Origin of the sequence: Eubacterium sp. 14-2 (assembly GCF_000403845.2) — a bacterium.
Classification (GTDB): domain Bacteria; phylum Bacillota; class Clostridia; order Lachnospirales; family Lachnospiraceae; genus Petralouisia.
On the sequence record NZ_KE159567.1, the window covers coordinates 964326 to 990329 of the forward strand.

Consider the following 26004-nt stretch of genomic DNA (forward strand, 5'->3'; position numbering starts at 1 on the left):
TTATGGAAGATAAATTTTCAGAATATGTAAAACGAAATGATTTCCTGGTCTGTGTGGACAGTGATGGCTGTGCCATGAATACCATGGATATCAAGCATTTCCGGTGTTTTGGTCCGTGCATGGTGGCAGAGTGGGAACTTAATGCCTGGCAGGAGGAAATTCTGGCCCGCTGGAATGAAATCAATCTATATACCATGACCAGGGGGATCAACCGTTTCAAAGGGCTGGCCAGAGCCCTGAGAGAGATACAGGAAAAATACTGTGAAATTGAAGAACTGGAGCGTCTGGAGCAATGGGTGAATGAAACTTCCGAGTTGTCCAATGAGGCTCTGGAACGTGAGATTGCCGGGGCAGACAGCGTCTGCCTCCGGAAAGCTCTTTCCTGGAGCCTTGCGGTAAACCGGTCCATAGAAGCCCTTGACGAAGCTGACAAACAGCCTTTTAAAGGCGTGAAAGCAGCTTTGAAAAAAGCGTATCAGGAGGCGGATATTGCTGTTGTCTCCAGTGCCAATCCGGAGGCGGTACAGAAAGAGTGGGAGATACACGGGCTTCTGGAATACACGGATGTGGTTCTGGCCCAGGATTCCGGCAGCAAGTCTTTCTGTATCAGCCAGCTTCTCAGACGGGGGTATCAGCCAGAGCATGTGCTGATGTGCGGAGATGCTCCGGGGGACCTTAAGGCGTCAGAAGAGAACGGAGTCTTTTTTTATCCCATTCTGGCAGGCCGGGAGGCTGAGAGCTGGGAAGAATTCCGGGAAACAGCGCTGAAGCATTTTCTGGAAGGTTCTTATGGCGGAGTGTATCAGCAGGAAAAAACGGAGCAGTTTCTTACAAGATTAAAGGAGGATTAACTTATGGTGGATATGAAAGCAAAGCCATTTTACCTGTCAGAGGAAGACTGCAAATGGGTGGAGGACACCATTGCAGATATGACGGTGGACGAGAAAATCGGCCAGCTGTTTTTCAATATGGGGGCCAGCCGGGAGGAAGATTACCTGAAAATGACGGTAAGGGATTACCATATCGGCGGCATCCGGTACAATCCGGGAACTGCAGATGAAATTTATGAACAGAACCGGATTTTACAGGAGAACAGCAAAATTCCCCTGATTATTGCCTGCAACACGGAAAATGGCGGAGACGGTGCCTGCACCGACGGAACCACCATCGGAAGTCAGACAAAAATCGCCGCCACGGGAAATACGGAATATGCTTATCAGCTTGGATATATGTCCAACAGGGAGGCTGCCGCAGTGGGCTGCAACCTGTCTTTTGCACCGGTCAGTGATATTCTGTATAATTGGGAAAATCCGGTAATCGGCCTGCGCACTTACGGGAACGACCCCGGGCGGGTGGCTGAAATGACAGAAGCCTATATGGAAGGAGCCCATGCCAATCCGGGATTCTGCTGTGCAGCCAAGCATTTTCCGGGAGACGGGCTGGATTTCCGTGACCAGCATGTGGCCAACAGTGTGAATTCCATGAGCTGTAAAGAGTGGGACGAAACTTACGGCAAGGTGTATCAGAACCTGATTGACAACGGGTTAGAAGCCATTATGGCAGGACATATTATGCAGCCGGATTATGCCCGGCATTTTAATCCGGGACTTACGGATGACGAGATGATGCCTGCCACCCTGTCTCCGGAACTGATTCAGGGACTTCTCAGGGGGAAACTGGGATTTAACGGTATGGTGCTGACAGACGCTTCCCATATGGTAGGCCTTACCTGCCGCATGAAGCGGAGCGACGTGCTTCCGGCTGCCATTGCCGCCGGTGTGGACATGTTCCTGTTTTTCAATGAAATGGAGGAAGATTTTGCCAGTATGAAACAGGGGTATCTGGACGGACGCATTACGGAGGAACGCCTCAGCGACGCCCTTCACCGGATACTGGCGCTGAAAGCCCATATGGGCCTGCACAGAAAAGGAAAAACGGAACTTATGCCTCCAAAAGAGAAGGTTCATGAAATTGTGGGCTGTGAGGCCCATAAGGAAATGCAGAAAGAGATTTCTGACAAAGCCATTACGCTGGTGAAATATAAGGACAAACATGTGCTGCCCGTCACGCCTCAGCGCTACAGACGGATTATGATTGTCTATGTTAAGGGGCTGTCCGCACCGGGAATCGGAGCATTTTTTGCCGCAAAAAAATCTCCTGCGGAAGTATTGAAAGAAAAGCTGTGTGCTCAGGGTTTTGACGCCTTTCTCTATGAGAGTCCCATAGAGCAGATGCAGAAAAAAATGGAAGCCGGGGAAAAACCGGATATCAATATGTATTTTGCCGGAAAAACCCCCATTAAGGAGTTCCGGGAAAATCAGGATCTGATTATTACTCTGGTGGATATCCCAGGAGGATTCCAGCCCGTTGCCCGTCCTGCATTCGGCATGACAAAAGGCGGCGGAGAGATTCCCTGGTATGTGTTTGAACTTCCGGTGGTGGTTGTAGGCGTGCAGCATCCTTTTGTACTGGCCGATATTCCCCAGGCCCGTACTTATATCAATACCTATGACAGTAAAGATGCAACGCTGGATGCACTGGTGGCAAAGCTGATGGCAGGAGAAGAAGCATTTACCGGAACAGATCCGGTGGATTCCTTCTGCGGGCTTTTTGATACACGGATTTGACGGAAAAGGAGGGATATTATGCAGATGACATTTCGCTGGTACGGCGAGGGGAATGACAGCATTACCCAGGAACAGATTAAGCAGATTCCCGGTGTAACCGGTCTGGTGTGGGCATTGCATGACAAGGCGGCAGGAGAAGTATGGGAAGTGGATGAAATTGAGAAAATGCGCCGGCAGATCGAAGGGCATGGTTTTAATATGGATGTGGTGGAAAGTGTAAATGTCCACGACGACATCAAAATCGGCCGGCCTTCCCGTGACCGGTATATAGAAAACTATAAGCAGACACTGCGCAACCTCTCCAGATTCGGGGTGAAAGTGGTGACCTATAATTTCATGCCGATTTTTGACTGGACCAGAACGGATCTGTTCCATCCCATGGAGGATGGTTCCACAGCGCTGTTCTATGAAAAGGCTAAAATTCAGGAAGACTACAGAGAAATGGCGGACTATATTCTGAAAAACCTTCATGGTATGACTTTTCCCGGATGGGAACCGGAGCGCATGGCCAGACTGGATGAACTGTTTGAAGCCTACCGCCCGGTTACCAAAGAAAAACTCTGGGAAAATCTGAAGTATTTTCTGGAAGCTATTATGCCCACCTGTCACGAGACAGGCATAAAAATGGCTGTCCATCAGGATGATCCTCCCTGGGATATTTTCGGCCTTCCCAGACTGCTGGTGGATAAGGAATCCATCGGGCGTCTGCTGTCCATGGTAGACGATGACCATAACTGCCTGTGCCTGTGCTCCGGCTCCCTGGGAGCAAATCAGGAGAACGATGTACCGGATATTATCCGTACCTACTGTGACAGAATTGCATTTGCCCATATCCGCAATGTGAAGCATTTTCCAAACGGAGATTTCACAGAGGCTTCCCACCGGGACTGTGACGGAGATGTGGGGATTCTGGAAATTATGCGGGCTTATCATGACTGCGGGTATGAAGGATATATCCGTCCCGACCATGGACGCCATATCTGGGGCGAGCAGTGCCGGCCGGGATACGGTCTGTACGACAGAGCTCTGGGCATTATGTATATGTGGGGCTGCTGGGATATGTTGGAGCGGGAAGCCGGTAACAGTTAGAAGGAGAGAACCGATATGAGGACATTTATGGATGAAAATTTTCTGCTGTCAACTTCCACTGCGGAAAAACTCTACCATGGCACTGCAAAAAAACTGCCCATTATTGATTATCACTGCCATATCAGTCCCCGGGAAATTGCAGAGGACCGGAAATTTGAAAATATCGCCCAGATCTGGCTGGGCGGGGACCACTATAAATGGAGGGTGATGCGGGCCGGAGGGATTACCGAGGATAAAATCACCGGCGACGCGCCGGACCGGGAAAAGTTCCGGGCATTTGCAGGTGTAATGCCGAAACTTGTGGGCAATCCCATTTATCACTGGAGCCACCTGGAGCTTCAGCGGATATTCGGAATCAGGAAACCGCTGACGCCGGAACATGCAGATGATATTTACGACTGCTGCAACGAAATACTGAAAGGATATTCTGCCCGTTCTCTCATGGACAAATTTGATGTGCGGGCCATCTGTACCACAGATGATCCCCTGGACAGCCTGGAGTACCATGAACAGATCAAGGCGGATCCCTCAATGAAAATCACAGTGCTTCCGGCCTTTCGGCCGGATCGGGCAGTGAATATTGATAAGCCGGGATTTGGAGATTATATCAGAAAACTGGCAGAAGTGACGGGGCGTGAGATTGACACAGCAGAGGATGTGGTGGAAGCCCTGAGTGAACGTATGGATTATTTCGAGGCCCATGGATGTCTGTGCGCCGATCATGGACTGGATTACTGTATGTTTGAAAAGCCTGATAAGATGACTGCAAACAGGGCTTTTTCCATGGCCATGGAAGGGATCTGCCCGGAGCGGAAGCTGGGAGATACCTATAAGACACTGGTAACCATTGGCTGCGCTGAAAAGTATGCGCAAAAAAACTGGGTAATGCAGATTCATTTCGGATGTCTGAGGAACACCCGTAAGATTCAGTTTGAACGACTTGGGCCGGACAGCGGATATGATGCGGTCAACAGCCGGTCCGGTGTGGAGCATGTGGCGCCTCTTCTGAATGAGTTTGAGGAACATGGCAGCCTGCCCAAAACCATTCTCTATTCTCTGAATCCTGCAGATAATACGGCCCTTGCCACCATTATGGCATGTTTTCAGGGCGGAGGTATTCCTGGAAAAATCCAGCAGGGAAGCGCCTGGTGGTTTAATGATAACCGGCATGGAATGCGCAGCCAGCTGACTGAACTGGCTGCCAACGGGGTGTTGGGCTGTTTTGTGGGAATGCTGACAGATTCCCGTTCTTTCTTAAGTTATACCCGTCATGAATATTTTCGCCGGGTGCTCTGCGAGCTTTTGGGAGAATGGGTGGAAAGCGGCCAGTATCCTGCTGAGGAAAAGGAGCTGGAGCAGCTTGTCCGGAATCTGTGTTACCAGAATACCTGTGATTATTTCGGATTTAAGGTGTAATGGGAAATATTATGAAAATCAATGTTTATACGCGTTAATTTAAGCAGAAAGGAACAGAGTTTATGTTGGAATTACCATTGAATACAGATTTTACCCATAAGGTTGTGGTGGTGACCGGAGCCGGCGGCGTGCTCTGCGGCACCATGGCCAGAGCCTTTGCACAGGCCGGAGCAAAAGTAGCGGCACTGGACCTGAATCAGGAAGCTGTGGAGAAGCTGGCAGAAGAAGTTCAGGCGGAAGGTTTTATTTTAAGGGGCTACCGGGCAAACGTGTTGGAAGCAGAGGAACTGGAAGAGATTCATCAGCAGATTCTTTCAGATCTTGGTCCATGTGATATTCTGGTCAACGGGGCGGGAGGAAACAATCCCCGTGCCACTACGGACAATGAATATCATCATGAGCGTACGGAGGGCCAGAAGACATTTTTTGACCTGGAACCCAACGGAGTGGACTTTGTATTTAAGCTGAATTTTCAGGGAACCCTGCTTCCCACCCAGGTATTTGCCAGAGATATGGCAGAGCGGAAGTCCGGTTGCATTCTGAATGTTTCTTCCATGAATGCATATGTACCGCTGACCAAAATACCTGCCTATTCCGGAGCAAAAGCGGCGGTATCTAACTTTACCCAGTGGCTTGCCACTCATTTTGCAGGAACAGGAATCCGCTGCAATGCCATTGCGCCGGGATTTCTGCTGTCGAACCAGAACCGGGCCCTGCTGTTTCAGGAGGACGGTACGCCTACGCCCCGTACCAGTAAAATTCTGGCCGGCACACCCATGAGACGGTTTGTAGAGGGAGAAGAACTGCTGGGAGCAGTATTTTTCCTGTGTGATGACTGTGCGGCCAGTGCAATTACCGGAGTGGTGCTGCCCATTGACGGGGGATATTCAGCTTATTCCGGAGTGTGAGAACTTTCCGGGACGATTAAGAAATAACAGAATCAGAAGGCTTAGACATGAGATTGGAGAAATAGTATGAATGAATTTAACCGGAAAATATCAGAAATCGGCATTGTGCCGGTGATTAAACTGAACCACCCCGAACGGGATGCGGCGTCTCTGGCAAGAGCCCTGTGTGCGGGAGGAGTGCCTGTGGCAGAGGTGACGTTCCGTGCAGCAGGGGCAGACAAAGCCATCCGGCTGATGAAAGAGGCCTGTCCGGAAATGACAGTGGGAGCAGGTACGGTTACCACAAAAGAACAGATTGATGATGTGCTTGCGGCCGGCGGAGAGTTTATTGTCAGCCCCGGATATGACCAGGAACTGGTGGATTATGCTGCAAAAAAGAAGGTTCCCATCTTTCCGGGCTGCACCACGCCTACCGATTACCATGCAGCATTAAAATCAGGACTGGAACTGATTAAATTCTTTCCGGCAGAACAGTCCGGAGGCCTTCCCAAAATCAAGGCCATGAGCGCGCCCTTTCCCATGTTCAAAGTGATGCCCACCGGGGGAATTTCTCTGAAAAATCTGGAGGAATATATGGAAGCTCCGGTAGTTGCCGCCTGCGGCGGTTCTTACATGGTAACTGAGGAGCTGATTGACAGCCAGAACTGGGAAGAAATCACAAAATTATGCAAAAAGTCACGTAAAATCATAGAGGAGGCGCGAGGATAATGGCAAAAGTAATTACATTTGGAGAAATTATGCTGCGTCTGGCGCCGGAAGGATACTATCGTTTTTTTCAGAATGACCGTATGCAGGCCACGTTTGGCGGCGGTGAAGCCAATGTGGCGGTGTCTCTGGCCAATTACGGGGTGGACACAGCATTTGTAACGAAGCTGCCGGAACATGCGGTGGGTCAGGCAGCCGTAAACAGTCTGCGGCAGTATGGGGTAGATACCTCAATGATTGTCCGCGGCGGAGAGCGGGTGGGAATTTATTTTCTGGAGAAGGGAGCTTCTCAGCGGGGCTCCGTATGTATTTATGACCGGGCCCATTCCGCTGTCCAGACAGCCGCACCCTCAGACTTTGACTGGAAATCCATTTTCCAGGGAGCAAAGTGGTTTCACTTTACCGGAATTACGCCGGCCCTTGGGAAAAATGTTACGGAAATCTGCCGGGAGGCCTGCAAAGAAGCCAGAGCCCAGGGGGTGAAGATCTCCTGCGATTTGAATTACCGGGGGAAACTCTGGAGCCGGGAAGAGGCCCGGACAGCCATGACTGAACTCTGCCAGTATGTGGATGTGTGTATTTCCAATGAAGAGGACGCCAAAGACGTATTTGGCATAGAGGCGGAACATACGGATATTTACGGTGGAAAGCTGAACAAAGAAGGCTATAAAAGCGTGGCAAAACAGCTGGCGGACAGATTTGGATTTGAGAAGGTGGCCATTACGCTGCGCACCTCCATTTCAGCCAGTGACAACGATTGGGCTGCCATGCTTTACGACGGGGAACATTATTGTTTCTCCAGAGAATATCATCTCCACATTACCGACCGGGTAGGAGGCGGAGACAGCTTCGGCGGCGGACTGATTTATGGGCTGCTGAATGGAAAGAACACACAGGAAGCGGTGGAATTTGCAGTGGCGGCTTCCGCATTGAAGCATTCCATAGAAGGAGATTATAATCTTGTGTCGGTTTCAGAGGTGGAAAAACTGGCCGGCGGAGATGGCTCCGGACGGGTGCAGAGGTAAAAGGTACGGTTTGGCCGGGAGGTAAATATCTCCCGGTTTTTTTATTCTACAGGAAATTCCTCTGGATTTCCTGTAGAATAAAAGACAATTATCACACTGCGGCGGAAATGATGCGCAGCTCGCGGGGTTGATGTTTATTGCTGCGCAATCCGCTTGCGCGCGGAGAATGCGCATAGCGCATTCTTTTTTATTTCGCAATTTCCTGGTGTTCGCAAAACACCCATGTTTTATCATATCTGGCAGCAATGGCTGCAAATTTCATAAATTGTTTCTTGACAATATAATTAATCTGCATATAATAGTTCCATATAAAACAATTAAAATTTGTTTTAAGGAGGCGCACTATGAAATGAACCGAAAGGATATGCTTGGTTTTCAGATAAAAACTCTGGATAATCTGTTTTTCCGGAATATGATTGCATACGAAGCCAGTCAGAGAGGCATGGATGAAGTGACCGTTATGCATGGCTGGATTCTGGGATTTCTGTTTGAAAATTCCGAAAGGGAAATTTTTCAGAAAGATATTGAAACAGAATTTTCCATTGCCAGATCCACCGTTACCAGTATTGTAAAGCTGATGGAGAAAAAAGGATATATCTGCCGGGAATCCGTGGAGCAGGATGCCCGTTTAAAGAAACTGGTGCTGACAGAAAAAGGCAGAAAGATTCATGAGCAGCATATCGGGTACGTTGATATACTGGAAGAAAGGTGTAAACGGAACATCACTCAGGAAGAACTGGAAGCATTTCAGGCAGTGGCGGAAAAACTGAAGCGGAACCTGGAGGAAGATATTGCGCGCAGCTGTTCACGACTTTGCAATTTTGACGGAAAACCGGAACAGACACGATGATTTTATGACAGAAAAAGGAGGGACAGAAATGGTAAAAACAATTTTGGGACAGGTAAAGGAGTTTAAGAAAGATTCCTTTATAACGCCTGTCTGCATGATTCTGGAAGTGATTATGGAAATGCTCATACCGCTGTTAATGGCAGCTATTATTGACAACGGTGTGGAAAAAGGGGATATGAGTTATATTTACAAAACAGGGGCTGTCATGCTGGTGCTGGCGGCGCTGGGACTGCTGGCAGGCATGATGGGAGCAAAATATGGAGCCAGTGCCTCCACAGGCCTGGCAAAAAATCTGAGAACCGCCATGTTTGACAATATTCAGACTTTTTCTTTTGCCAATATTGACAAATTTTCCACAGCGGGTCTTGTGACACGTCTGACAACAGATGTTACCAATATACAGAATGCTTATCAGATGATCCTGCGTCTGTGCGTGCGTGCGCCCATCAGCATGATAACCGCCATGATAATGGCATTTCTGATTAATGCAAAACTGGCAAGTATTTATCTGATTGCCGTAATTCTGCTGGGAGTCTGCCTGTTTCTGATTATGAGTAAAGCCGTCAGATATTTTAAGGAAATATTTCCCAGGTATGATGATCTGAATGCCAGCGTGCAGGAAAATGTGTCGGCTATCCGGGTGGTGAAAGCCTATGTGCGGGAAGAGTATGAAAATGAGAAATTTACCAGAGCCAGCGGCAATATTTACAACATGTTTACCAAAGCAGAGAATATCCTGACCTGGAATGCCCCGCTGATGCAGGTGGCTGTCTATGGCTGTATTCTGGCCATAAGCTGGCTGGGAGCCAAAATGATTATTGCCGACGGGCTGACTACCGGGCAGCTTATGAGTCTGCTGACGTACTGTATGAATATCCTTATGAGCCTGATGATGCTTTCCATGATTTTTGTTATGGTAACCATGAGTATGGCCAGTGCAGAGCGTATCGCGGAAGTCATCAGCGAAACCAGCAGCCTGACCAACCCGGAACACCCCATTACAGAAGTACCGGATGGAGGGATCGTCTTTGAACATGTGGATTTTGCCTACAGTGCGGAGAGTGAAGAGCCGGTGTTAAAGGACATAAATCTGGAAATTCGGGCAGGAGAGACCATTGGGATTATCGGAGGCACCGGCAGCGCCAAATCCAGTCTGGTGAATCTGATCAGCCGTCTTTATGATGTAACTGCCGGAACTGTGTCAGTGGGAGGAATCAATGTAAAAGAGTATGATATGGAATCCCTGCGGAATCAGGTGTCGGTGGTACTCCAGAAAAATGTGCTGTTTTCCGGCACCATATTGGAAAATCTCCGATGGGGTGATAAAAATGCCACGAAAGAAGACTGCGTGCGGGTGTGCAAAATGGCCTGTGCCCATGAATTTATTGAACAGTTTCCCGAAGGATATGATACATATATCGAACAGGGAGGAAGCAATGTATCCGGCGGGCAGAAGCAGCGTCTCTGTATTGCAAGGGCTTTGCTGAAAAAGCCGAAAATTCTGATTCTGGATGATTCTACCAGTGCAGTGGATACGGCCACCGACAGTAAAATCCGGCAGGCATTTGCCACGGAAATTCCGGATACCACGAAACTGATTATTGCCCAGCGTGTTTCCAGTGTACAGAATGCAGACCGGATTATCGTGATGGAGAACGGAAGTGTGGCCGATTTCGGTACCCATGAAGAATTGCTGAACAGCAGCGAAATCTACCGGGATGTTTATGAGTCTCAGACAGGAGGCGGCGGAGATTTCGATCAGCAGGGAGGTGACAGATAATGGCAGGAACAGAAAAAACAGAAATGGTTAAAAATCAGGAAAACAGGAAGAATTCCGGGCCTCAGCCCAAAGGGCCGGGAAGGAGAGGGCCCAGGGGCCCGAAACCGAAGATTAAGAATCCCGGAAAACTCTTTGCCAGACTGATGAAATATATTTTTGCAAATTACAGATTTCATCTGATCTTTGTACTGGCGGGCATTCTTGTGGGCGTGTTTGCCAATGTACGGGGAACCCTGTTTATGCAGACGCTGATAGATGATTACATTCTGCCCATGATCGGCACAGAAAATCCGGATTTCGGCCCTCTGGCAGCAGCCATCGGCCAGGTGGGCATGATTTATGGCGTGGGAGCCCTTTTTACCTGGGCATACAGCCGGGTAATGGTAAAAGTAACACAGGGAACGCTGCGCAGTCTCAGAGATGAGATGTTTACCCATATGGAGAGCCTTCCTGTGAAATACTTTGATACCCATTCCCATGGCGATATTATGTCAGTCTATACCAATGACATCGACACCCTGCGCCAGATGATCAGCCAGAGCCTGCCTCAGCTTTTATCCAGTATTATCATGGTTGTGAGCGTTCTGGCCAGCATGATGATTCTGAATGTGCCTCTGACCGTTGTAACTCTGTTTATGGTGGCGGTGATGCTTTTTGCCACCAAAACCTTTGCCGGAAAGAGCGGTAAATATTTTATTGCCCAGCAGAAAGACCTGGGAAAAGTCAACGGGTATATTGAGGAAATGATGGAAGGGCAGAAAGTGGTAAAGGTATTCTGCCACGAGGAGGAGAGTAAAAAGCATTTTCAGGAACTGAATGACGAGCTGTTTGCAAGTGCCAACAATGCAAATAAATTTGCAAATATGCTGGGCCCGGTGAATCTGCAGCTTGGAAATATGAGTTATGTGGTCTGCGCTGTGGTGGGCGGAATTCTGGCCCTGAACCATACAGGTGGATTTACCCTGGGAGGCCTTGCCAGCTTCCTGACCTTTAACCGGAGCTTTAATATGCCCATCAACCAGGTGAGCCAGCAGTTAAACAGCGTGGTAATGGCGCTGGCGGGAGCAGAGCGTATATTTGCCCTGCTGGATGAAAAACCGGAAACAGATAATGGATATGTAACGCTGGTCAATGCCAGAAAGGAAAACGGTGTTCTGACAGAGTCCGGACAGCGGACGGGACTTTGGGCCTGGAAACATTTCCATCAGGCAGAAGGCACCACCGATTATATTGAACTGACCGGAGACGTGGTGTTCGATGACGTGGACTTTGGGTATAATCCTGACAAAATTGTGCTTCACAATGTAAAAATGTTTGCAAACGCGGGACAGAAAATAGCATTTGTAGGCTCTACCGGAGCAGGAAAAACCACGATAACCAACCTGATTAACCGTTTTTATGATATTCAGGACGGGAAAATCCGCTACGACGGAATCAATATCAATAAAATCAGAAAGGCAGATTTGCGGCGTTCTCTTGGCATCGTGTTGCAGGATACCCATCTTTTTACCAATACGGTTATGGAAAATATCCGTTATGGGAAACTGGACGCCACAGATGAGGAAGTCATTGCCGCTGCCAGACTGGCCAATGCGGATCAGTTTATCCGCAGGCTGCCGGAAGGCTATCAGACCATGCTGACCGGAGACGGAGCCAATCTGAGTCAGGGACAGAGGCAGCTTCTGGCCATTGCCAGAGCGGCGGTGGCAGACCCGCCGGTGCTGATTCTGGATGAGGCTACCAGTTCCATTGATACCAGAACAGAGCGTCTGGTACAGGATGGCATGGATAAACTGATGAAAGGCAGAACTACCTTTGTGATTGCCCACAGGCTTTCCACTGTAAAAAACAGCGACTGTATTATGGTGCTGGAGCAGGGAAGGATCATTGAGCGGGGCACCCATAACGACCTGATTGCCCAACAGGGCAGATATTATCAGCTCTATACAGGAAAAACTCCGGGACTGGCTGCAGAATAAAAAAGTGGAAATTTTGTGAAAAATGAGGTATAATCTCCACGGAAGAGGGACCCCTGGTGCAAAAAGGCAGGTACAGCCGGAAACAGTATAATCTGCACTGAGGGAGAGCCCTGAATATGAAAAAGCAGTACAGAAAGGTAATGATATTGCCTGAATGGGCACGGGTTACCGGTTCGGGAGGAGAAGAAAGTGCAGAAGACAGAAAAAAGCAGAAAACTGTTGGGAGCTGCCCTTGGCGTAGCGGCAGTGTTTATTTTGATTATCGGAGGAAGTGCGATAGGCATCCTTCAGCTTGTTTCAAAGGGAAAAATGTCAGTTTTTCACGGGATGATGGCACTGATTGCCGTTGACATTGCTGTCCTGGTAATTGTACTGGCTGCAGGAAAAAGGCTGTATGACCGGATACACAGTATCGTGGGGAATCTTGGAAAGATTGCAGACGGAAGCCTGACCCTGGAAGACAACAAACTGGCGGAGCGGGGAGATGAACTGGGAGAAATGGTACGTTCCATGAATACCCTGGTGGTATCTTTTGCCCGGCTGATTACCAGTGTGAAAAATGCCGCAGACTCTCTGACAGAGGTATCGGAAGATTTTGACGATTCTTTCCGAAACCTGACAGCCGCCATGGAAATTGTGGGAAAAGAAGTAGATTCTATCGGGGAAAATACCGTTTCTCAGGCAGAGCGGACACAGGACATCAGCCTTCAGATTACAGAGATGAGCCATGCGATAGATGTAATTGCCGAAAATGTGGGAATGCTGACCCAAAGTGCGGATACCGTAAAAAACTGCAGTGAGACAGCCGAAAAGATTATGGGAGATCTGGTTTCTATTAACCGGACCAGCAGCCAGGCTATTTCAGAAGTAAGGGCCCAGACAGATGTGACCAATCAGTCGGCCATGCAGATTCGTACTGTTACGGAGATTATTGCGGGTATTTCCAGCCAGACCAATCTTCTGGCACTGAATGCCAGTATTGAGGCGGCAAGAGCCGGAGAACAGGGTAGAGGATTTGCAGTGGTGGCAGAAGAAATCCGCACACTGGCAGACCAGTCCAGAGAATCGTCGGAGCAGATTAATAATATTGTAAATGAACTGATTCAGAACTCCAATGTCAGTGTGGATATTACTCAGAAGGTCACCGAAGCCTTTACCAGACAGACGGAGAAAATACAGGAGACGAAAGGAATTTTCACTTCACTGAATCAGGAAATTGAGCAGGTAGGGGAAGTGATCGGCGGTATTGCCTCAGAGGTAACCGGGCTGAAAAATTCCAAAGATACCATAGAAGACGGAGTATCTGACCTGACCCGGTCTGCAGAGTCCAATACAAAAAGTGCGCAGGATACGCTGGAATCCATGGAAGAATTTAAGGAAATTGTGGAAAAATGTAAATCATCCACGGAACAGATTCAGGCAGTATCCAAAGAACTGATTGAAGATATCCATAAATTTGATATCAGAAAACTGAAAGAAGAAGTCCGGGAAATTTTGTAATATTCCTGCAGAGCAGGAAAGGGCCGGAACGGAAGAGAGAATCCCGCTTGCATAAGTTCGTGAGCGGGATTTTTGTATGCGGTAAAATGTCAGTTAAGAGAAATGTTTGATTCTTGCAAACAAAAAAATTTAATGATAATATTATTTTGGCGGTAAGATTTATGAAAAAAGAGTTTTAGGCAGGCTACAGTTTTCAGGAACGAACAGGTATGGTGGAAAAACTTTATTGTGAATGCTATGTCCCGGTCAGTATAGAGAAATGGTATGGCAAATAAAAGTGTCATCAGAAATGAATGCACCTTTATTCCAGCTGTACCGAAAGACAGGTCAGTTAGAAGGTGTCATTGCGCTGATAGAATCATGGGAATTGGAATGTGTAAATAATTTAATTGATATTGGATACTGCGCCTAAAGGACAAACTGGAAAAGGCATATGAGTTTATGAAACAGTTTGTGATTGACGGGATTAATCTTCTGGAGAAGTTTATGGAGTGGAACGGGGAGAAGGTTAGGGATGTTGGGAGAGGAAGGTAAAAATAGCAAGGGAGATTTTAGAATAGGAAGCTCCCTTGCTATGTATTAGTAGTATATTAATGCATTTTTTTGCAAAACATCATAGAACATGGCACGTCCGGAATAATTCCAATATGCACAATCTTGTTCCATAAATAACCATTTCACAGCTAATAAGATGATTTCGACAGGATGTTCATTACCAGCATAATCACAGAAAGTAGCACCAGACGGAGTGAGCGATATAGGGTGGCAATCGTATATTTGTTGCAGTTTTTGTGCGATGAAAGGGTAAATGAGAGGAAAATTAATTTTACAATCTGTTAAAGCATCTATAATGTCTTGGTGACTTGGATTAGAATATCGACGATTTCTTTTAAAAAAAAGTCCGCCAATATTTACAGTAAAATCAAAGCCCTTATTTAATTGGGTTGGACGTTTAAGAAAAATGCCATAATTACCAAATTGTTCGACGTTGTATTGATAACGTGATGCATTATCTCCTATTCCGGTACCGGGGGTTTCACATAAAAAAACTTGAATTAGATTTTTACGCATTGAAATACGATCTCCGAAAGGTAATGAGTAGTTAATTATTTGTGTCATAAGTAGATACCTCCTTAAAAAATACACCAATCTCAACATCGAGTACATTTGCAATTTGATTAAGAACGGATATTGAAAGACTCTTATCACATCCAGCTGCTTCGATTTTGGAGAGATAGCTGATGCTGATTTTAGCCTGTTCAGCAAGTTGTACCTGTGTTAATTTTGTTTGTTCTCTGTAATATTTTATATTTGCGCCTATAACACGATATAGGTCAGTGTCATTTTCAAAATACATAACAAGTCCTCTTTCACTATTTGTGAATATTATCTCATGAGATGCATAACAGATAAATTCACTTATAGTGAAAGAAAATTGCTGTGGATTTTTCTGAGAAAATGAGTTACTATATAGAAATCAATATTAAAAGAAGGAGGAATGGCTTATAGGTTTACAACCAAATAATTTCAGGCTTGAACCAACAACAGTCTGGTCGTTTCCAGACAGAGGCAGTTGGGTAACGCATTCAGGGAAGTATCGAGGAAACTGGTCACCATATGTACCAGGAAATCTGATACTTCGTTATTCTAATCCTGGTGATTGGGTCTTAGATCAATTTATGGGTAGTGGAACAACCTTAGTTGAGGCAAAGCTACTTAATCGTCATGCGGTAGGTGTCGACATCAATCCGCAATCTGTTTTAATTTCTGAAACGAATTTACAATTCCAATGTGAAACAAATTCAAAAATCTTTACACGAAATGGAAATGCTACAGATTTGCATTTTATCAAAGATTGTCGTATTGACTTTATTTGTACACATCCGCCATATGCCAATATCATCAAATATAGTAAAGGAATAGAAGGGGACATTTCTTTGTTAGGTGTGGAAGCATTTTTAGATGAGATGCAGAAGGTTGCAAATGAAGCATATCGTGTTTTGAAAAAAGGAAAAATGTGTGCAGTAATGATTGGGGATGTAAGAAAATGTGGAAAGGTCATTCCATTAGGATTTCGTATGATGGAATGCTTTTTACAGGCAGGATTTGCGAATAAAGAAATTATAATTAAAGAGCAGCATAATTGTCGTTCTACTGATTATTGGGAAAAACAGAACAATAATTTTCTGATTCTTGCACATGAGTATATATTTGTATTTCAGAAGTAAGATAATTCACAAAGAGTGAAAGTTGTGGTTGCTATCTTGTATGTTTGCAAGTATAATAAATATGCGAGAGATTGTCCTTTTGTGGACATAGAGAAGAGGAATCATCAATGAGTAATTCGAGTGTTGCTCCATTTGTGAAATGGGCTGGCGGTAAGCGTCAGTTGATTCCACAGATAAAGGAGAAAATGCCTGTAAAATATAATAATTATTATGAGCCATTTGTGGGTGGCGGTGCAGTTACATTTGAATTGTTACCTGCAAATGCTCTCATAAATGATATTAACAAAGCACTAATAAATGCATACAAGAAGATATGTGGTGAGCCGGAAGCATTTCTGAAAGCAGTAAATAAACTTGATGCGGAAATGTGGGAGGATGGTAAAGAATATTATTATTCTCTCAGAGAACATTACAATGACAAGCTGATGAAAGCGGAGTATGATGTGGAATTAGCTGCATTGTTTGTGTTTATAAATAAGCATTGTTTTAACGGCTTGTATCGGGTAAATGGTAAGGGCCTTTTCAATGTTCCGTACAACAATAGTCGTAGGGCTTCGGTTGATGAAGAGGTTATTATGGCTACTTCAAAGTACTTGCAGGGAGTAATCATTATAGATGGTGATTTTGAACTGGCATGTAAGGATGCAAAGAAGGGCGATTTTGTATTTATAGACAGCCCGTATGCACCATTGAATCCTACTTCTTTTGAGTCATACACAAAAGAGGGATTTGACATAGAAAGCCATAAGCGACTGGCAAATCTTTTCGATGAATTAACAGCCAGAGGTTGCTACTGTATGCTCACAAACCATAATACAGACTTGATAAATGAGCTGTATGGTAACAAAGGCTATAAAATAGATGTTGTAAGTGTAAAGCGTATGATTAATTCAGATGCATCTAACAGAGTTGGCAAAGAAGTAATTATATGCAATTATTAGAACTTATGTGTAAGAAGGACTACTCTTTTACATGGAGATAAAAAGAAGGAAGGAGTTTTATGCCACATTTTGAAATGGCAGAGTATCCAGTGTGCGGAAAAATAGCATATGGAAGAACTGAAATTGAAGATGCATTTGGTTTTTGTTATGATGGGACAATGCCACAATCATAGTGTAGGAAGTGTAGAAAATTAGGAAGTAGTTGTGGATACACAGATTGTCTACATTGGAGAGAGGATTATCATCGTTGTTATTATTCTGTAAAGTGTCCAATTAATGATGACTAATTTGTTTGAATATCTGCGTTATATGATTTGTGTTAGTTAGAGACTTGCTATATAGTGCAGATAACGGAATGTTTGGCATGGAGACTAGAAGTAATGGAGAACTTATTTACAAAAAAAGTGCCATTATTTTTCGAGATTGAAGAATCGCAGTTAATATTAGGCGATTCCTTTAAAATTCTAACAAAAATGAAACTGGAATCTGTTGATATGGTATTTGCAGATCCGCCTTATTTTTTAAGTAATGACGGCATTACCTGTCAGGGTGGAAAGATGGTTTCAGTAAATAAAGGCTCATGGGATAAACTTTCTGAAAGTGGAACCAGCGTCGAAGAAAAACATAAGTTTAATAGAAAGTGGATTAAGTTATGTAAGAAAGTACTAAAGCCGAATGGCACGATTTGGATATCAGGAACACTACACAATATATATTCGATTGGCATGGCATTGGAGCAGGAAGGCTTCAAGATAATCAATAACATAACATGGCAGAAAACAAATCCACCACCAAACTTATCATGTCGATGCTTCACACATTCTACGGAAACCATTTTATGGGCTAAGAAGAATGATAAGAAGTCTCGGCATTTTTTTGCTTATCAGAAAATGAAAGAAATGAATGGTGGAAAGCAGATGAAGGATGTGTGGGCAGGAGCACTGACGAAATCTTCGGAGAAAACAGAAGGTAAGCACCCTACACAGAAACCGGAATATTTGCTTGAAAAAATTGTACTGGCATCGACTGAGGAAGGACAAGTTATCTTAGATCCTTTTTGTGGTTCAGGAACTACAGGAGTAGAGACGGTACGATTTGGACGGAAGTTTATTGGAATAGATGTAAGTGAAGAATACCTGGAGATATCCAGGAGAAGATTGGAGAAGGTAGCAAATGACAAATAGAAATTTTGATGAATGGTTGAGTAGGTTCAGACCGAGTATATCAAGTTATGATTACTATATTGATTTTGAAAAGGTCGTAAGAAATGTAGATGAAATCAAGGTGGAATTAAACATCTTAAATTCCTTGATTAGTTCAAAAAATATTGAAGAAGATTTTGAGAAGATAGTGACAAAGTATCCGGAAACATTGCAATGCGTTCCGTTACTTCTTGCGGTGAGAAGTAATGAAATATATGCACAGGATGAAGAAGGTGCGTTCTTATATAATTTCAAGCAGATGAATTACAGTGTGGAGCAGTACAAGGTATTTATGCGTAAGACCGGATTATTTGATATGATTGCAAATCATTTGGTAAACAATCTTGTGGATTATGCTTTGGGTATTGAAACTGGATTGGACTCTAATGGTCGTAAGAATCGTGGCGGTCACCAAATGGAGGATTTAGTTGAAAAGTATATTGTTACAGCAGGGTTTAAAAAGGATGTAAATTACTTCAAAGAAATGTATCTTAAGGACATTGAAGAGAAGTGGAACGTTGATTTATCTGCACTTTCTAATCAGGGTAAGGCTGCTAAGAGATTTGATTTTGTAATCAGGACGGATAAGATGATTTATGGTATAGAGACAAACTTTTATGGCGGTGGTGGCTCAAAACTGAATGAAACCGCAAGGAGTTATAAAATGCTTTCACAAGAGGCAGATACAATAGAAGGATTTACATTTGTATGGTTTACAGATGGAATTGGATGGAAGAGTGCAAGAGGTAATCTGAGGGAGACGTTTGAGGTCATGGATACGATTTACAGTATCGATGATATGGAGAATGGGGTTATGAAGGTAATATTTGATTAGGAGGAACTGAACGAATGAGGAACTATAGTTATAAGACACTTGATATTTTAGAATTGTATGTTAATCCCGACAATTATAGGTATGTTGAAGAAGTACAGGATGAAGTTAGTGCAATAATTGCTATGTTTAAAGTTAATGTCGGAGATTCAAGAAAAGAAATGTTAAATTTAGCAAATGACATTATTGCAGATGGTTTGAATCCATTTGAAATGCCAATAGTATGTTTTGATGATGAAATAGGAAAATACGTTGTATATGACGGTAATCGACGTATTACATGTTTGAAATTGATGACACAATATAAGGGGAATGCTGATGTGTTAGCAGAGCTTCCTTATGTGGCAGAAATATATAAACTCCAATATAATGGTGATAGTTCGATTCAGTGTGTTGTGTATAATGAGGCGGATGATGCAATTCACTTTTTAAATAAGATACATAATGATGTCAACAATGGGATTGGAAGAAAACAATGGGATTCTCAAGCTAAAATGAAGGCTAATGCAGCATATGGTAACAAAACCAAATCATATGCAATAGTAGAATTTTTGAAAACGAATCAAAATACAAGTACAGAACTTCTGGAAAAAATGAAGATGAATAGATGGATATCAAAACTGGAGCGAGTAGTCAGTTTTTCTTTGTTTAAAGGCGTGTACAATATACAGTTTGATAATAATAGTAATATGAGCTATTTGGATACAGAGGAACAAGTTTTGAAAATGCTTTCGAAACTTGTAGATGATATTATAACGAATACTGCTACAGGTAATTTCAGATTTAAGTCAGATTTTCAAGGCTATGTTGATAATCTTCCGAATGAATACAAAACACAAGTAAAAAAGAAGAAGGATAATAAGTCTGAAAATAGTTCTAATAATGCAAATAACGATTCGGAAGACAAGTCATCAAATGGAACACAAAATAGTAATGGTGCAGAAAATGGAACAAGCGGTAATAAGGATGACTCAGAAAAGAATAACCAAAAGAAAGAGGATAATGATACTGGAGTAGGTAGGCCAAAGAATATTCCACGCAAACATGCTGAAACAAAAGAAGCTCTAGTTTTATGTAAGAATTATGACTATAGTGAGTATAAGTGTTTAAACGAAAAAGGCAAGGAAATGTTGATTGAATTAGAGAGCTTAAATATAAAAGAATATCCAGTAGCTGCAGTGGCTTTATGTAGATGCCTATTAGAGTATACTTTGAAATTATGGTTGGATGAACAAGGAGGGGATTTTGAAAGTGGGAAATTACCGACTTGTTACAATGGCTGTGTAAATTTGTTGCGCTCGAAGAATATTATTGATAATAAAGAACATAGTGTGTTAAATACGTTAGTTAATAAAGAGAATTATATAAAGTTGTTGAACACATGGATGCATGCAGACACAGATGCATGTGTTTCTGAAACACCGATGGTAAGTGGATGGAAAAATGTTCGCCTATTGGTAGAAAAATATATAGAAACACATAAGAATTGAGATAAAGATGAAAATATTATTGGTTGAAGCCGATTACAAAAACAAATATCCACCTCTAGGATTGATGAAAATTAGTGCATATCACAAAGAGATTGGTGATGAAGTTGTTTTTGTAAAAGGAAAAGATAAAGATTTAAAAAATCAAAAGTGGGATAGAATCTACGTTACTACACTATTTACATTTTATTGGAAAAAGACAGTTGATACTATAAAATACTATTACAACTCGGTGAAAAATCCAGGTGATTTGCATGTTGGTGGTATTATGGCAACATTGCTAGAACATGATTTAAGAGCTGAAAAAGGAATACAGGGAATAACCATAAGAAAAGGATTGCTTAATCATATAAATATGTTAGGGAATGAAACGGTTCCAGTGGATCTTATGATACCTGATTATAGTATAATTGATAAAGAGGGTAACGAATATTTGGATTACGAATATGAAGTACAAAATGCATATTTGGCTTCGACTACAAAAGGCTGTATTAGAAGATGTAAATTTTGTGCGGTAAGTACACTTGAATCTACGTATTGTGATTATATTGACATTAGAGGCCAAATAAAAGAAGTTAAGAGGTTGTATGGAGAAAAACGCAACTTGATGTTAATGGATAATAATATTTTGGCTTCGCCAAAATTAGAACAAATTGTAGACGATTTGGTCGAATTAGGTTTTGGAAGAGGAAACCAAAGTTATGAAAAACAATCTGGTAAGCGTAAGTTGAAACAGAACAGATATGTTGATTTTAATCAAGGGACAGATGCCCGTTTGCTGACAGAAGAAACAATTACACAACTGGCAAGATTAGAAGTGAAACCATTGCGAATTGCGTTTGATCATTCAGATGAAGAAAATGTGAGGATATATAAAGAAGCGCAGTGGCTAGCTGCAAGGCATGGATTTAAGAATTTGTCAAATTATGTGTTGTTTAATTTTAAGGATACACCACAAGAATTATATTATCGACTAAAGATAAATATTGAATTAAATAAAGCATTTAAGAAGGAAAAATTGGATACAAGCATATGGTCATTTCCAATGAAATATATGCCTTTTTCAGGAGAGCATCGTATGGACAGAAAATACATAGGAGAGTATTGGAATGCAAAAATGTTAAGAGGGGTACAATGTATACTGAATGCAACACATGCAGTAGTGGGACCTAAAGAAGAGTTTTTCAATCATGCATTTGGAAGTACATATGAGGAATTTGAAGAGTTGATATATATGCCAGAGCTATTTATTACTAAGAGAAAAGATAATGCGGATAAAATTGAGCAGTGGAGGCACATATACAGAAACTTAAATGATGCAGAAAAACAACAGTTTATTGAACTAATAAAAAACAATAGTTTTCCGGATGTTTATATTGCAAATGAGGAGATACGGCTATTATATAGTTGGTATATAAAGTAGATTGTCGGTTTTATTAGTGACAATAAAATGACAATACAATCCCCTAAAAATCTATGCAACAGGTAGAATCCAGACAAAACTCCCGGATTTTCCTTACCAAAATTAACAAATTACACCACGAAACAACTTAGCAAAGAGGAGTTTGGATTTAAACTTAGAGCAGACATCACAAATTAAAGAAGAGATTAAAAGTTACAGAAAGAATATTAAAGAGGAAGATGAAGCCAGGGGCAGTATTGTGAAGCTGCAGGAAAAAATAAAGAAAGAGTGGGAAGCATTGCTGGATAAAGATTACGGTGAATTGTCAGACAGCAAATGCCCCTTATGTGGGCATCCATATGGAAACAAGTCAGAAGTAATACAGAAATTGGATTCATATCGGCAGGTGATTGAAAACGGCAAGGGAGATTTCCAGAAGTTGATAGTTCAGAAAATGAATGATTTGAAAATAATCTATGATTCATACTGCAAGGAATGAATTGAAGAGTATCTGAAACAGAATGAGTGCTATTTAAATGATGTTTGTCGGCAAATATATAAGAATTGGAATCTGGTGATGAGCGATCACAAGGAGTTTTGCGAAAGCGGAAGAAATTATGCCATACCAAAAGAGTATGTGATTGGAAAAGATGCGTTTGACCAAGCAGATGAGATTGCGAATGGATTTATAAGGGTGCTGGAACAAAATAAATCTGAATTACCAGATGAATATTATAGTAATAAAGAAAAATATCAGTATAAAAATGTCTTTACTTTAAATTATAATAATCAACAAGATAAGGTGCAGTATATTTCCAAAGAAGATGAACGTGAAAAAAATTATATATTGAGCAGGAGTATTATGGAAGTAAGAGAAAAACATTATCAGATCAGGAAGATGAACTGAAGAAGTTATGTAAAAGGGCAAGTAGAATTGCCGGAACGGAAAAGAATCTGAAGGAATTGAAAAATAAGGTGAAAAATGACTTAGGCATGTATAGAGAAAAACTGGTAAATCAACTAAAGATTCCTTTTTATCTGTATGCAGGAAGGATTTTGCAAAATTATCAAGGTAGCTTGGGCATATGGATGAATATTATTGGTGGAGAGAGGATTCGTTTTGAGGCAGAAGGAAGATAGGAACATGATATATTATATACCTTGAGTTCCGGACAATTATCCGCTGTGTCTATTTCTATTGCTCTTACATTAAATAAAATATATGCACAAGACAATATAAGATGTGTAGTTATTGATGAACCGATTCAGACTATGGACGAACTGAATGTTGTATCCTTTTGTGAAGTTTTAAGGACAGATTTTAAAGAATACCAGTTTATTTTGTCTACGCATGAAGAGGATTTTCAGACTATATTCGATATAAGTTTGAAAAATATGGTCTGCAAAACCGATCCTTAGATGTTCAGGAGCTGTAAAGGAATTTTGATGAGGAAAGAAGGTGTAGGATTTGAAGAGAGAAGAATTATCTGATGAGACAGTTATCAGGCGTGCGAATGCTGCAGTAAGAATTGAGTTAGAGAAGAACAGAGCATTGGGAATCTCAACGGTTATATATGACAGAAAAAGCCAAATCATATATCGGGAAAATGAGGATGGAATCCGAACGGAAGTAGGAAAAAGGATGAGAAAGGAGCGTTACGGTGAACGAGTTTCAAAAGAATCCTGAGATCGTTGTTTTCGCAGGTCCGAATGGTTCTGGTAAAAGTACGTTTACACAGTTGCTAAAACCTCCAATAGACTATATAAATGCAGATGAAATTAAGAAATATCTTCGTGAGCAGGAGCAGTGTGATAAAATTCAGATAGCACAGCTTTAGCAACAGTACACCTGTTATTACTGCCTGTATCTGCTGGAAAAGAGGTGGACTAAAGGATTTATAATTTACTTGATGTTGCACTGACGGTAACGGAAGCGGCAATTTTCCAGGTAATAATTTTATTCTTTTGTAAAACCTGCCGTTTTAAAAAAGTGATAAGCAGAATGATACCGCCTGTTATTTATGCAGCAGTAGTTGTTATGATCACCTTTTTTACAGATATAGGGGCATCTCGTATTTTCATTTTGTCAGCTTCGATGGTAGTGTTGGTTCTGCTCTGTTATAAGGTCTCGTTTCATTGTGCGCTGATTATTATGGAGTTAGCTTATTTATTGATGATACCGCTTTCTGAATCAGTTGGCTTTCTTATTATGTACTGGCTTTTTCAGGGCGGCATAACCACGCAGGTGGATGGAAATTTTGCTGTCAAATGGCAGGCTTATATTATTATTCTGCTGATTAGATTGATGATTATAGCAGCCATTTGCCGACTTTTAAAGAATTTTCAATATGAAATTCAACCGAAAGATGCGGCTATATTGTCAATCAGTTTTCTGTTAGTTCTTTGGGTATCGTTTGCAAGCACATACAGTTATCTGAATCTGGGAATGTACGGTACCTTTATTTTAGATTTATCTGCATCGGTATGCGGTGTATTTTTTATCGTACAATTCCTGTATTCCCGAAATGTATCTTATCTCCGGGAGCAGGAACAGAGAAATCAGGTACGCATCGCACAGCTTCAACAGCAGTACGCCTATTATCAGGACAGGCTGAAAGACGAAGAACGCATACGCTCCATTTACCACGATATGAAAAATCATCTGCTTGTGTTTGAGAGTGGTCAGGGCACAGAAGCCACCCGCCAGATGGCAAAGGAGATACGTTCACAGATTGAAGATTATGAGGACTATATCCACACAGGCAATCATTTTCTTGATATTCTGATTAAGGATAAGGCAGAAAAAGCCCGTGAAAAGCATATTGATTTTTCGGCAGGCATTGATTTTGATGGCATAGATTTTATGGAACCGTCTGACATCAGCACTCTTTTCGGAAACGGGATAGATAATGCCATTGAAGCAAGCGAAAAGCTGCCGGAAGAACAGCGGGTGATACTTGTCAAAGCAGGTAAGGTGCAGAATTTTGTGTCTGTTCTTGTTGAAAACAACTGTTTCGACGAAACGCATACAGACGGCCACACAACAAAAGCAGATAAATTCCTGCACGGTTTCGGTATCTCCAATATGCAAAAGGCGGCTGAAAAATACAACGGTACCTGTACCACAGCACAGGCAAATGGGAAATTTACTTTGAAGATATTGTTACCAGTTCCCAGGAGATAAAATTGAATGTCATTTCCATAGCCGGGAGGTTTCCTGATACGAAAACCCCTCGGCTTTTTCTGTGCATTTTTAGATTTTGCAGTGTAGATGTTAGATTTTGCGCCTGCTATTGGCTCTTTTTCCGGTGCGGTATAAGATGAGACTGTCAGTAAGATGCTGAGAATGAAAGGAGGAAATGAATATGTCAATCTTATGTGCATCTCATTTAAAAAAATATTATGGCAGGGAAGAAAGCCTTGTCAAAGCTCTGGACGATGTGAACGTATCTGTGGAAAACGGACAGTTTGTTGCTATTGTCGGAACATCGGGCAGTGGAAAATCTACCCTGCTCAATATGCTCGGCGGTTTGGATACTCCTGCTTCCGGCAGTGTGCAGGTGGAAAATCAGAACATTGAAAAACTGAGCGAGGAACAGCTCACGGTGTTCCGCAGGAGAAAAATCGGTTTTATCTTTCAGAACTACAACCTTATTCCCTATCTGACCGCATACGAAAACATCGTGCTGCCTGTGCGTCTGGACGGGAAAACAGAAGATAAAGGGTTTTTGGAAGAAATTGTCCGCTTTCTTGAGCTTGACGAAAAGCTGCAAAATTATCCGAGCCACCTTTCGGGCGGTCAGCAGCAGCGTGTGGCGATTGCACGGGCATTGGTATCCAAGCCTGCTATTATCCTTGCCGACGAGCCCACAGGCAATCTTGACAGCCGCACCAGTGATAAGGTCATTGACCTTTTGAAAATGACAGGCGAAAAATTCTGCCAGACCATTGTAATGATTACCCATAATCCGGAAATCGCAAAAAAAGCAGATGTGAGAATACGCATTGAAGATGGGAAAATCCAATCATAAGG

General features: G+C 42.7%; 24 protein-coding genes. 22 read left to right on the forward strand and 2 right to left on the reverse strand.

The window, feature by feature from the left end; translation table 11 throughout:
* The first annotated feature begins 2 nt into the window (after positions 1 to 2).
* The 11 genes from C805_RS11620 (at position 3) to C805_RS11670 (ending at position 13879) form a co-directional block, all read left to right on the forward strand.
* A complete protein-coding gene (locus C805_RS11620; RefSeq protein ID WP_016214039.1) occupies positions 3 to 851 on the forward strand; it encodes an HAD family hydrolase in 849 nt (282 codons plus the stop codon).
* A 3-nt stretch (positions 852 to 854) separates the two neighbouring features.
* On the forward strand, positions 855 to 2627 hold the full coding sequence (locus tag C805_RS11625) for a glycoside hydrolase family 3 protein (RefSeq protein WP_016214040.1): 1773 nt from the start codon (positions 855 to 857) through the stop codon (positions 2625 to 2627).
* Positions 2628 to 2645: 18 nt separating this feature from the next.
* Positions 2646 to 3716: a mannonate dehydratase gene (uxuA, locus tag C805_RS11630; RefSeq protein ID WP_016214041.1), complete on the forward strand. Its 1071-nt coding sequence runs from the start codon at positions 2646 to 2648 to the stop codon at positions 3714 to 3716.
* Positions 3717 to 3731: 15 nt separating this feature from the next.
* Positions 3732 to 5132, forward strand: coding sequence for a glucuronate isomerase (gene uxaC / locus C805_RS11635; RefSeq protein ID WP_016214042.1), 1401 nt, complete (start codon positions 3732 to 3734; stop codon positions 5130 to 5132).
* Between the two features lie 62 nt (positions 5133 to 5194).
* Positions 5195 to 6040 (forward strand): SDR family oxidoreductase, encoded by an 846-nt coding sequence (locus C805_RS11640; protein WP_016214043.1) that lies wholly within the window; start codon positions 5195 to 5197, stop codon positions 6038 to 6040.
* A 66-nt stretch (positions 6041 to 6106) separates the two neighbouring features.
* Positions 6107 to 6748, forward strand: coding sequence for a bifunctional 4-hydroxy-2-oxoglutarate aldolase/2-dehydro-3-deoxy-phosphogluconate aldolase (locus C805_RS11645; RefSeq protein ID WP_016214044.1), 642 nt, complete (start codon positions 6107 to 6109; stop codon positions 6746 to 6748).
* A complete protein-coding gene (locus C805_RS11650; protein ID WP_016214045.1) occupies positions 6748 to 7770 on the forward strand; it encodes a sugar kinase in 1023 nt (340 codons plus the stop codon). The genes C805_RS11645 and C805_RS11650 overlap by 1 nt, the downstream gene beginning before the upstream one ends.
* 349 nt (positions 7771 to 8119) lie before the next feature.
* Positions 8120 to 8620: a MarR family winged helix-turn-helix transcriptional regulator gene (locus C805_RS11655; protein ID WP_016214046.1), complete on the forward strand. Its 501-nt coding sequence runs from the start codon at positions 8120 to 8122 to the stop codon at positions 8618 to 8620.
* 28 nt (positions 8621 to 8648) lie between these two features.
* Positions 8649 to 10400: an ABC transporter ATP-binding protein gene (locus C805_RS11660; protein ID WP_031200966.1), complete on the forward strand. Its 1752-nt coding sequence runs from the start codon at positions 8649 to 8651 to the stop codon at positions 10398 to 10400.
* A gap of 23 nt (positions 10401 to 10423) precedes the next feature.
* Positions 10424 to 12379, forward strand: coding sequence for an ABC transporter ATP-binding protein (locus C805_RS11665; protein WP_031200967.1), 1956 nt, complete (start codon positions 10424 to 10426; stop codon positions 12377 to 12379).
* Positions 12380 to 12568: 189 nt separating this feature from the next.
* Complete coding sequence (locus C805_RS11670; protein ID WP_016214049.1) at positions 12569 to 13879, forward strand: methyl-accepting chemotaxis protein; 1311 nt, start codon at positions 12569 to 12571, stop codon at positions 13877 to 13879.
* A gap of 579 nt (positions 13880 to 14458) precedes the next feature.
* On the opposite strand, the gene C805_RS11675 is transcribed toward C805_RS11670, so the two are convergent.
* Both C805_RS11675 and C805_RS11680 read right to left on the reverse strand, forming a co-directional pair.
* Positions 14459 to 14998: a hypothetical protein gene (locus C805_RS11675; protein ID WP_016214050.1), complete on the reverse strand. Its 540-nt coding sequence runs from the start codon at positions 14996 to 14998 to the stop codon at positions 14459 to 14461.
* Positions 14982 to 15236: a helix-turn-helix domain-containing protein gene (locus C805_RS11680; protein ID WP_016214051.1), complete on the reverse strand. Its 255-nt coding sequence runs from the start codon at positions 15234 to 15236 to the stop codon at positions 14982 to 14984. Before C805_RS11680 ends, C805_RS11675 begins: the two co-directional genes overlap by 17 nt.
* 148 nt (positions 15237 to 15384) lie before the next feature.
* Here C805_RS11680 and C805_RS0104770 point away from each other — a divergent pair, with 148 nt between their 5' ends.
* From C805_RS0104770 to C805_RS11730, 11 genes are all read left to right on the forward strand, one after another.
* Entirely contained in the window at positions 15385 to 16107 is a 723-nt protein-coding gene (locus C805_RS0104770) for a TRM11 family SAM-dependent methyltransferase (protein ID WP_081640273.1), read from the forward strand.
* A 107-nt stretch (positions 16108 to 16214) separates the two neighbouring features.
* Positions 16215 to 17048: a DNA adenine methylase gene (locus tag C805_RS11685; protein ID WP_016214053.1), complete on the forward strand. Its 834-nt coding sequence runs from the start codon at positions 16215 to 16217 to the stop codon at positions 17046 to 17048.
* A 380-nt stretch (positions 17049 to 17428) separates the two neighbouring features.
* Entirely contained in the window at positions 17429 to 18232 is an 804-nt protein-coding gene (locus tag C805_RS11690) for a DNA-methyltransferase (RefSeq protein ID WP_016214054.1), read from the forward strand.
* Entirely contained in the window at positions 18222 to 19085 is an 864-nt protein-coding gene (locus C805_RS11695; protein ID WP_016214055.1) for a type II restriction endonuclease, read from the forward strand. The genes C805_RS11690 and C805_RS11695 overlap by 11 nt, the downstream gene beginning before the upstream one ends.
* A 14-nt stretch (positions 19086 to 19099) precedes the next feature.
* Positions 19100 to 20572, forward strand: a complete 1473-nt coding sequence (locus tag C805_RS11700; protein ID WP_016214056.1) for a hypothetical protein — start codon at positions 19100 to 19102, stop codon at positions 20570 to 20572.
* Positions 20573 to 20579: 7 nt separating this feature from the next.
* Complete coding sequence (locus C805_RS11705) at positions 20580 to 21992, forward strand: radical SAM protein (RefSeq protein ID WP_016214057.1); 1413 nt, start codon at positions 20580 to 20582, stop codon at positions 21990 to 21992.
* 142 nt (positions 21993 to 22134) lie between these two features.
* Positions 22135 to 22470: a hypothetical protein gene (locus C805_RS11710; protein WP_016214058.1), complete on the forward strand. Its 336-nt coding sequence runs from the start codon at positions 22135 to 22137 to the stop codon at positions 22468 to 22470.
* Positions 22471 to 22548: 78 nt separating this feature from the next.
* On the forward strand, positions 22549 to 22878 hold the full coding sequence (locus C805_RS11715) for a hypothetical protein (protein WP_016214059.1): 330 nt from the start codon (positions 22549 to 22551) through the stop codon (positions 22876 to 22878).
* 754 nt (positions 22879 to 23632) lie between these two features.
* Complete coding sequence (locus C805_RS26305) at positions 23633 to 23809, forward strand: hypothetical protein (protein ID WP_016214061.1); 177 nt, start codon at positions 23633 to 23635, stop codon at positions 23807 to 23809.
* A gap of 314 nt (positions 23810 to 24123) precedes the next feature.
* Entirely contained in the window at positions 24124 to 25155 is a 1032-nt protein-coding gene (locus C805_RS11725; protein WP_242832660.1) for an ATP-binding protein, read from the forward strand.
* A 181-nt stretch (positions 25156 to 25336) separates the two neighbouring features.
* Entirely contained in the window at positions 25337 to 26002 is a 666-nt protein-coding gene (locus C805_RS11730; RefSeq protein WP_016214063.1) for an ABC transporter ATP-binding protein, read from the forward strand.
* Positions 26003 to 26004: the final 2 nt, after the last annotated feature.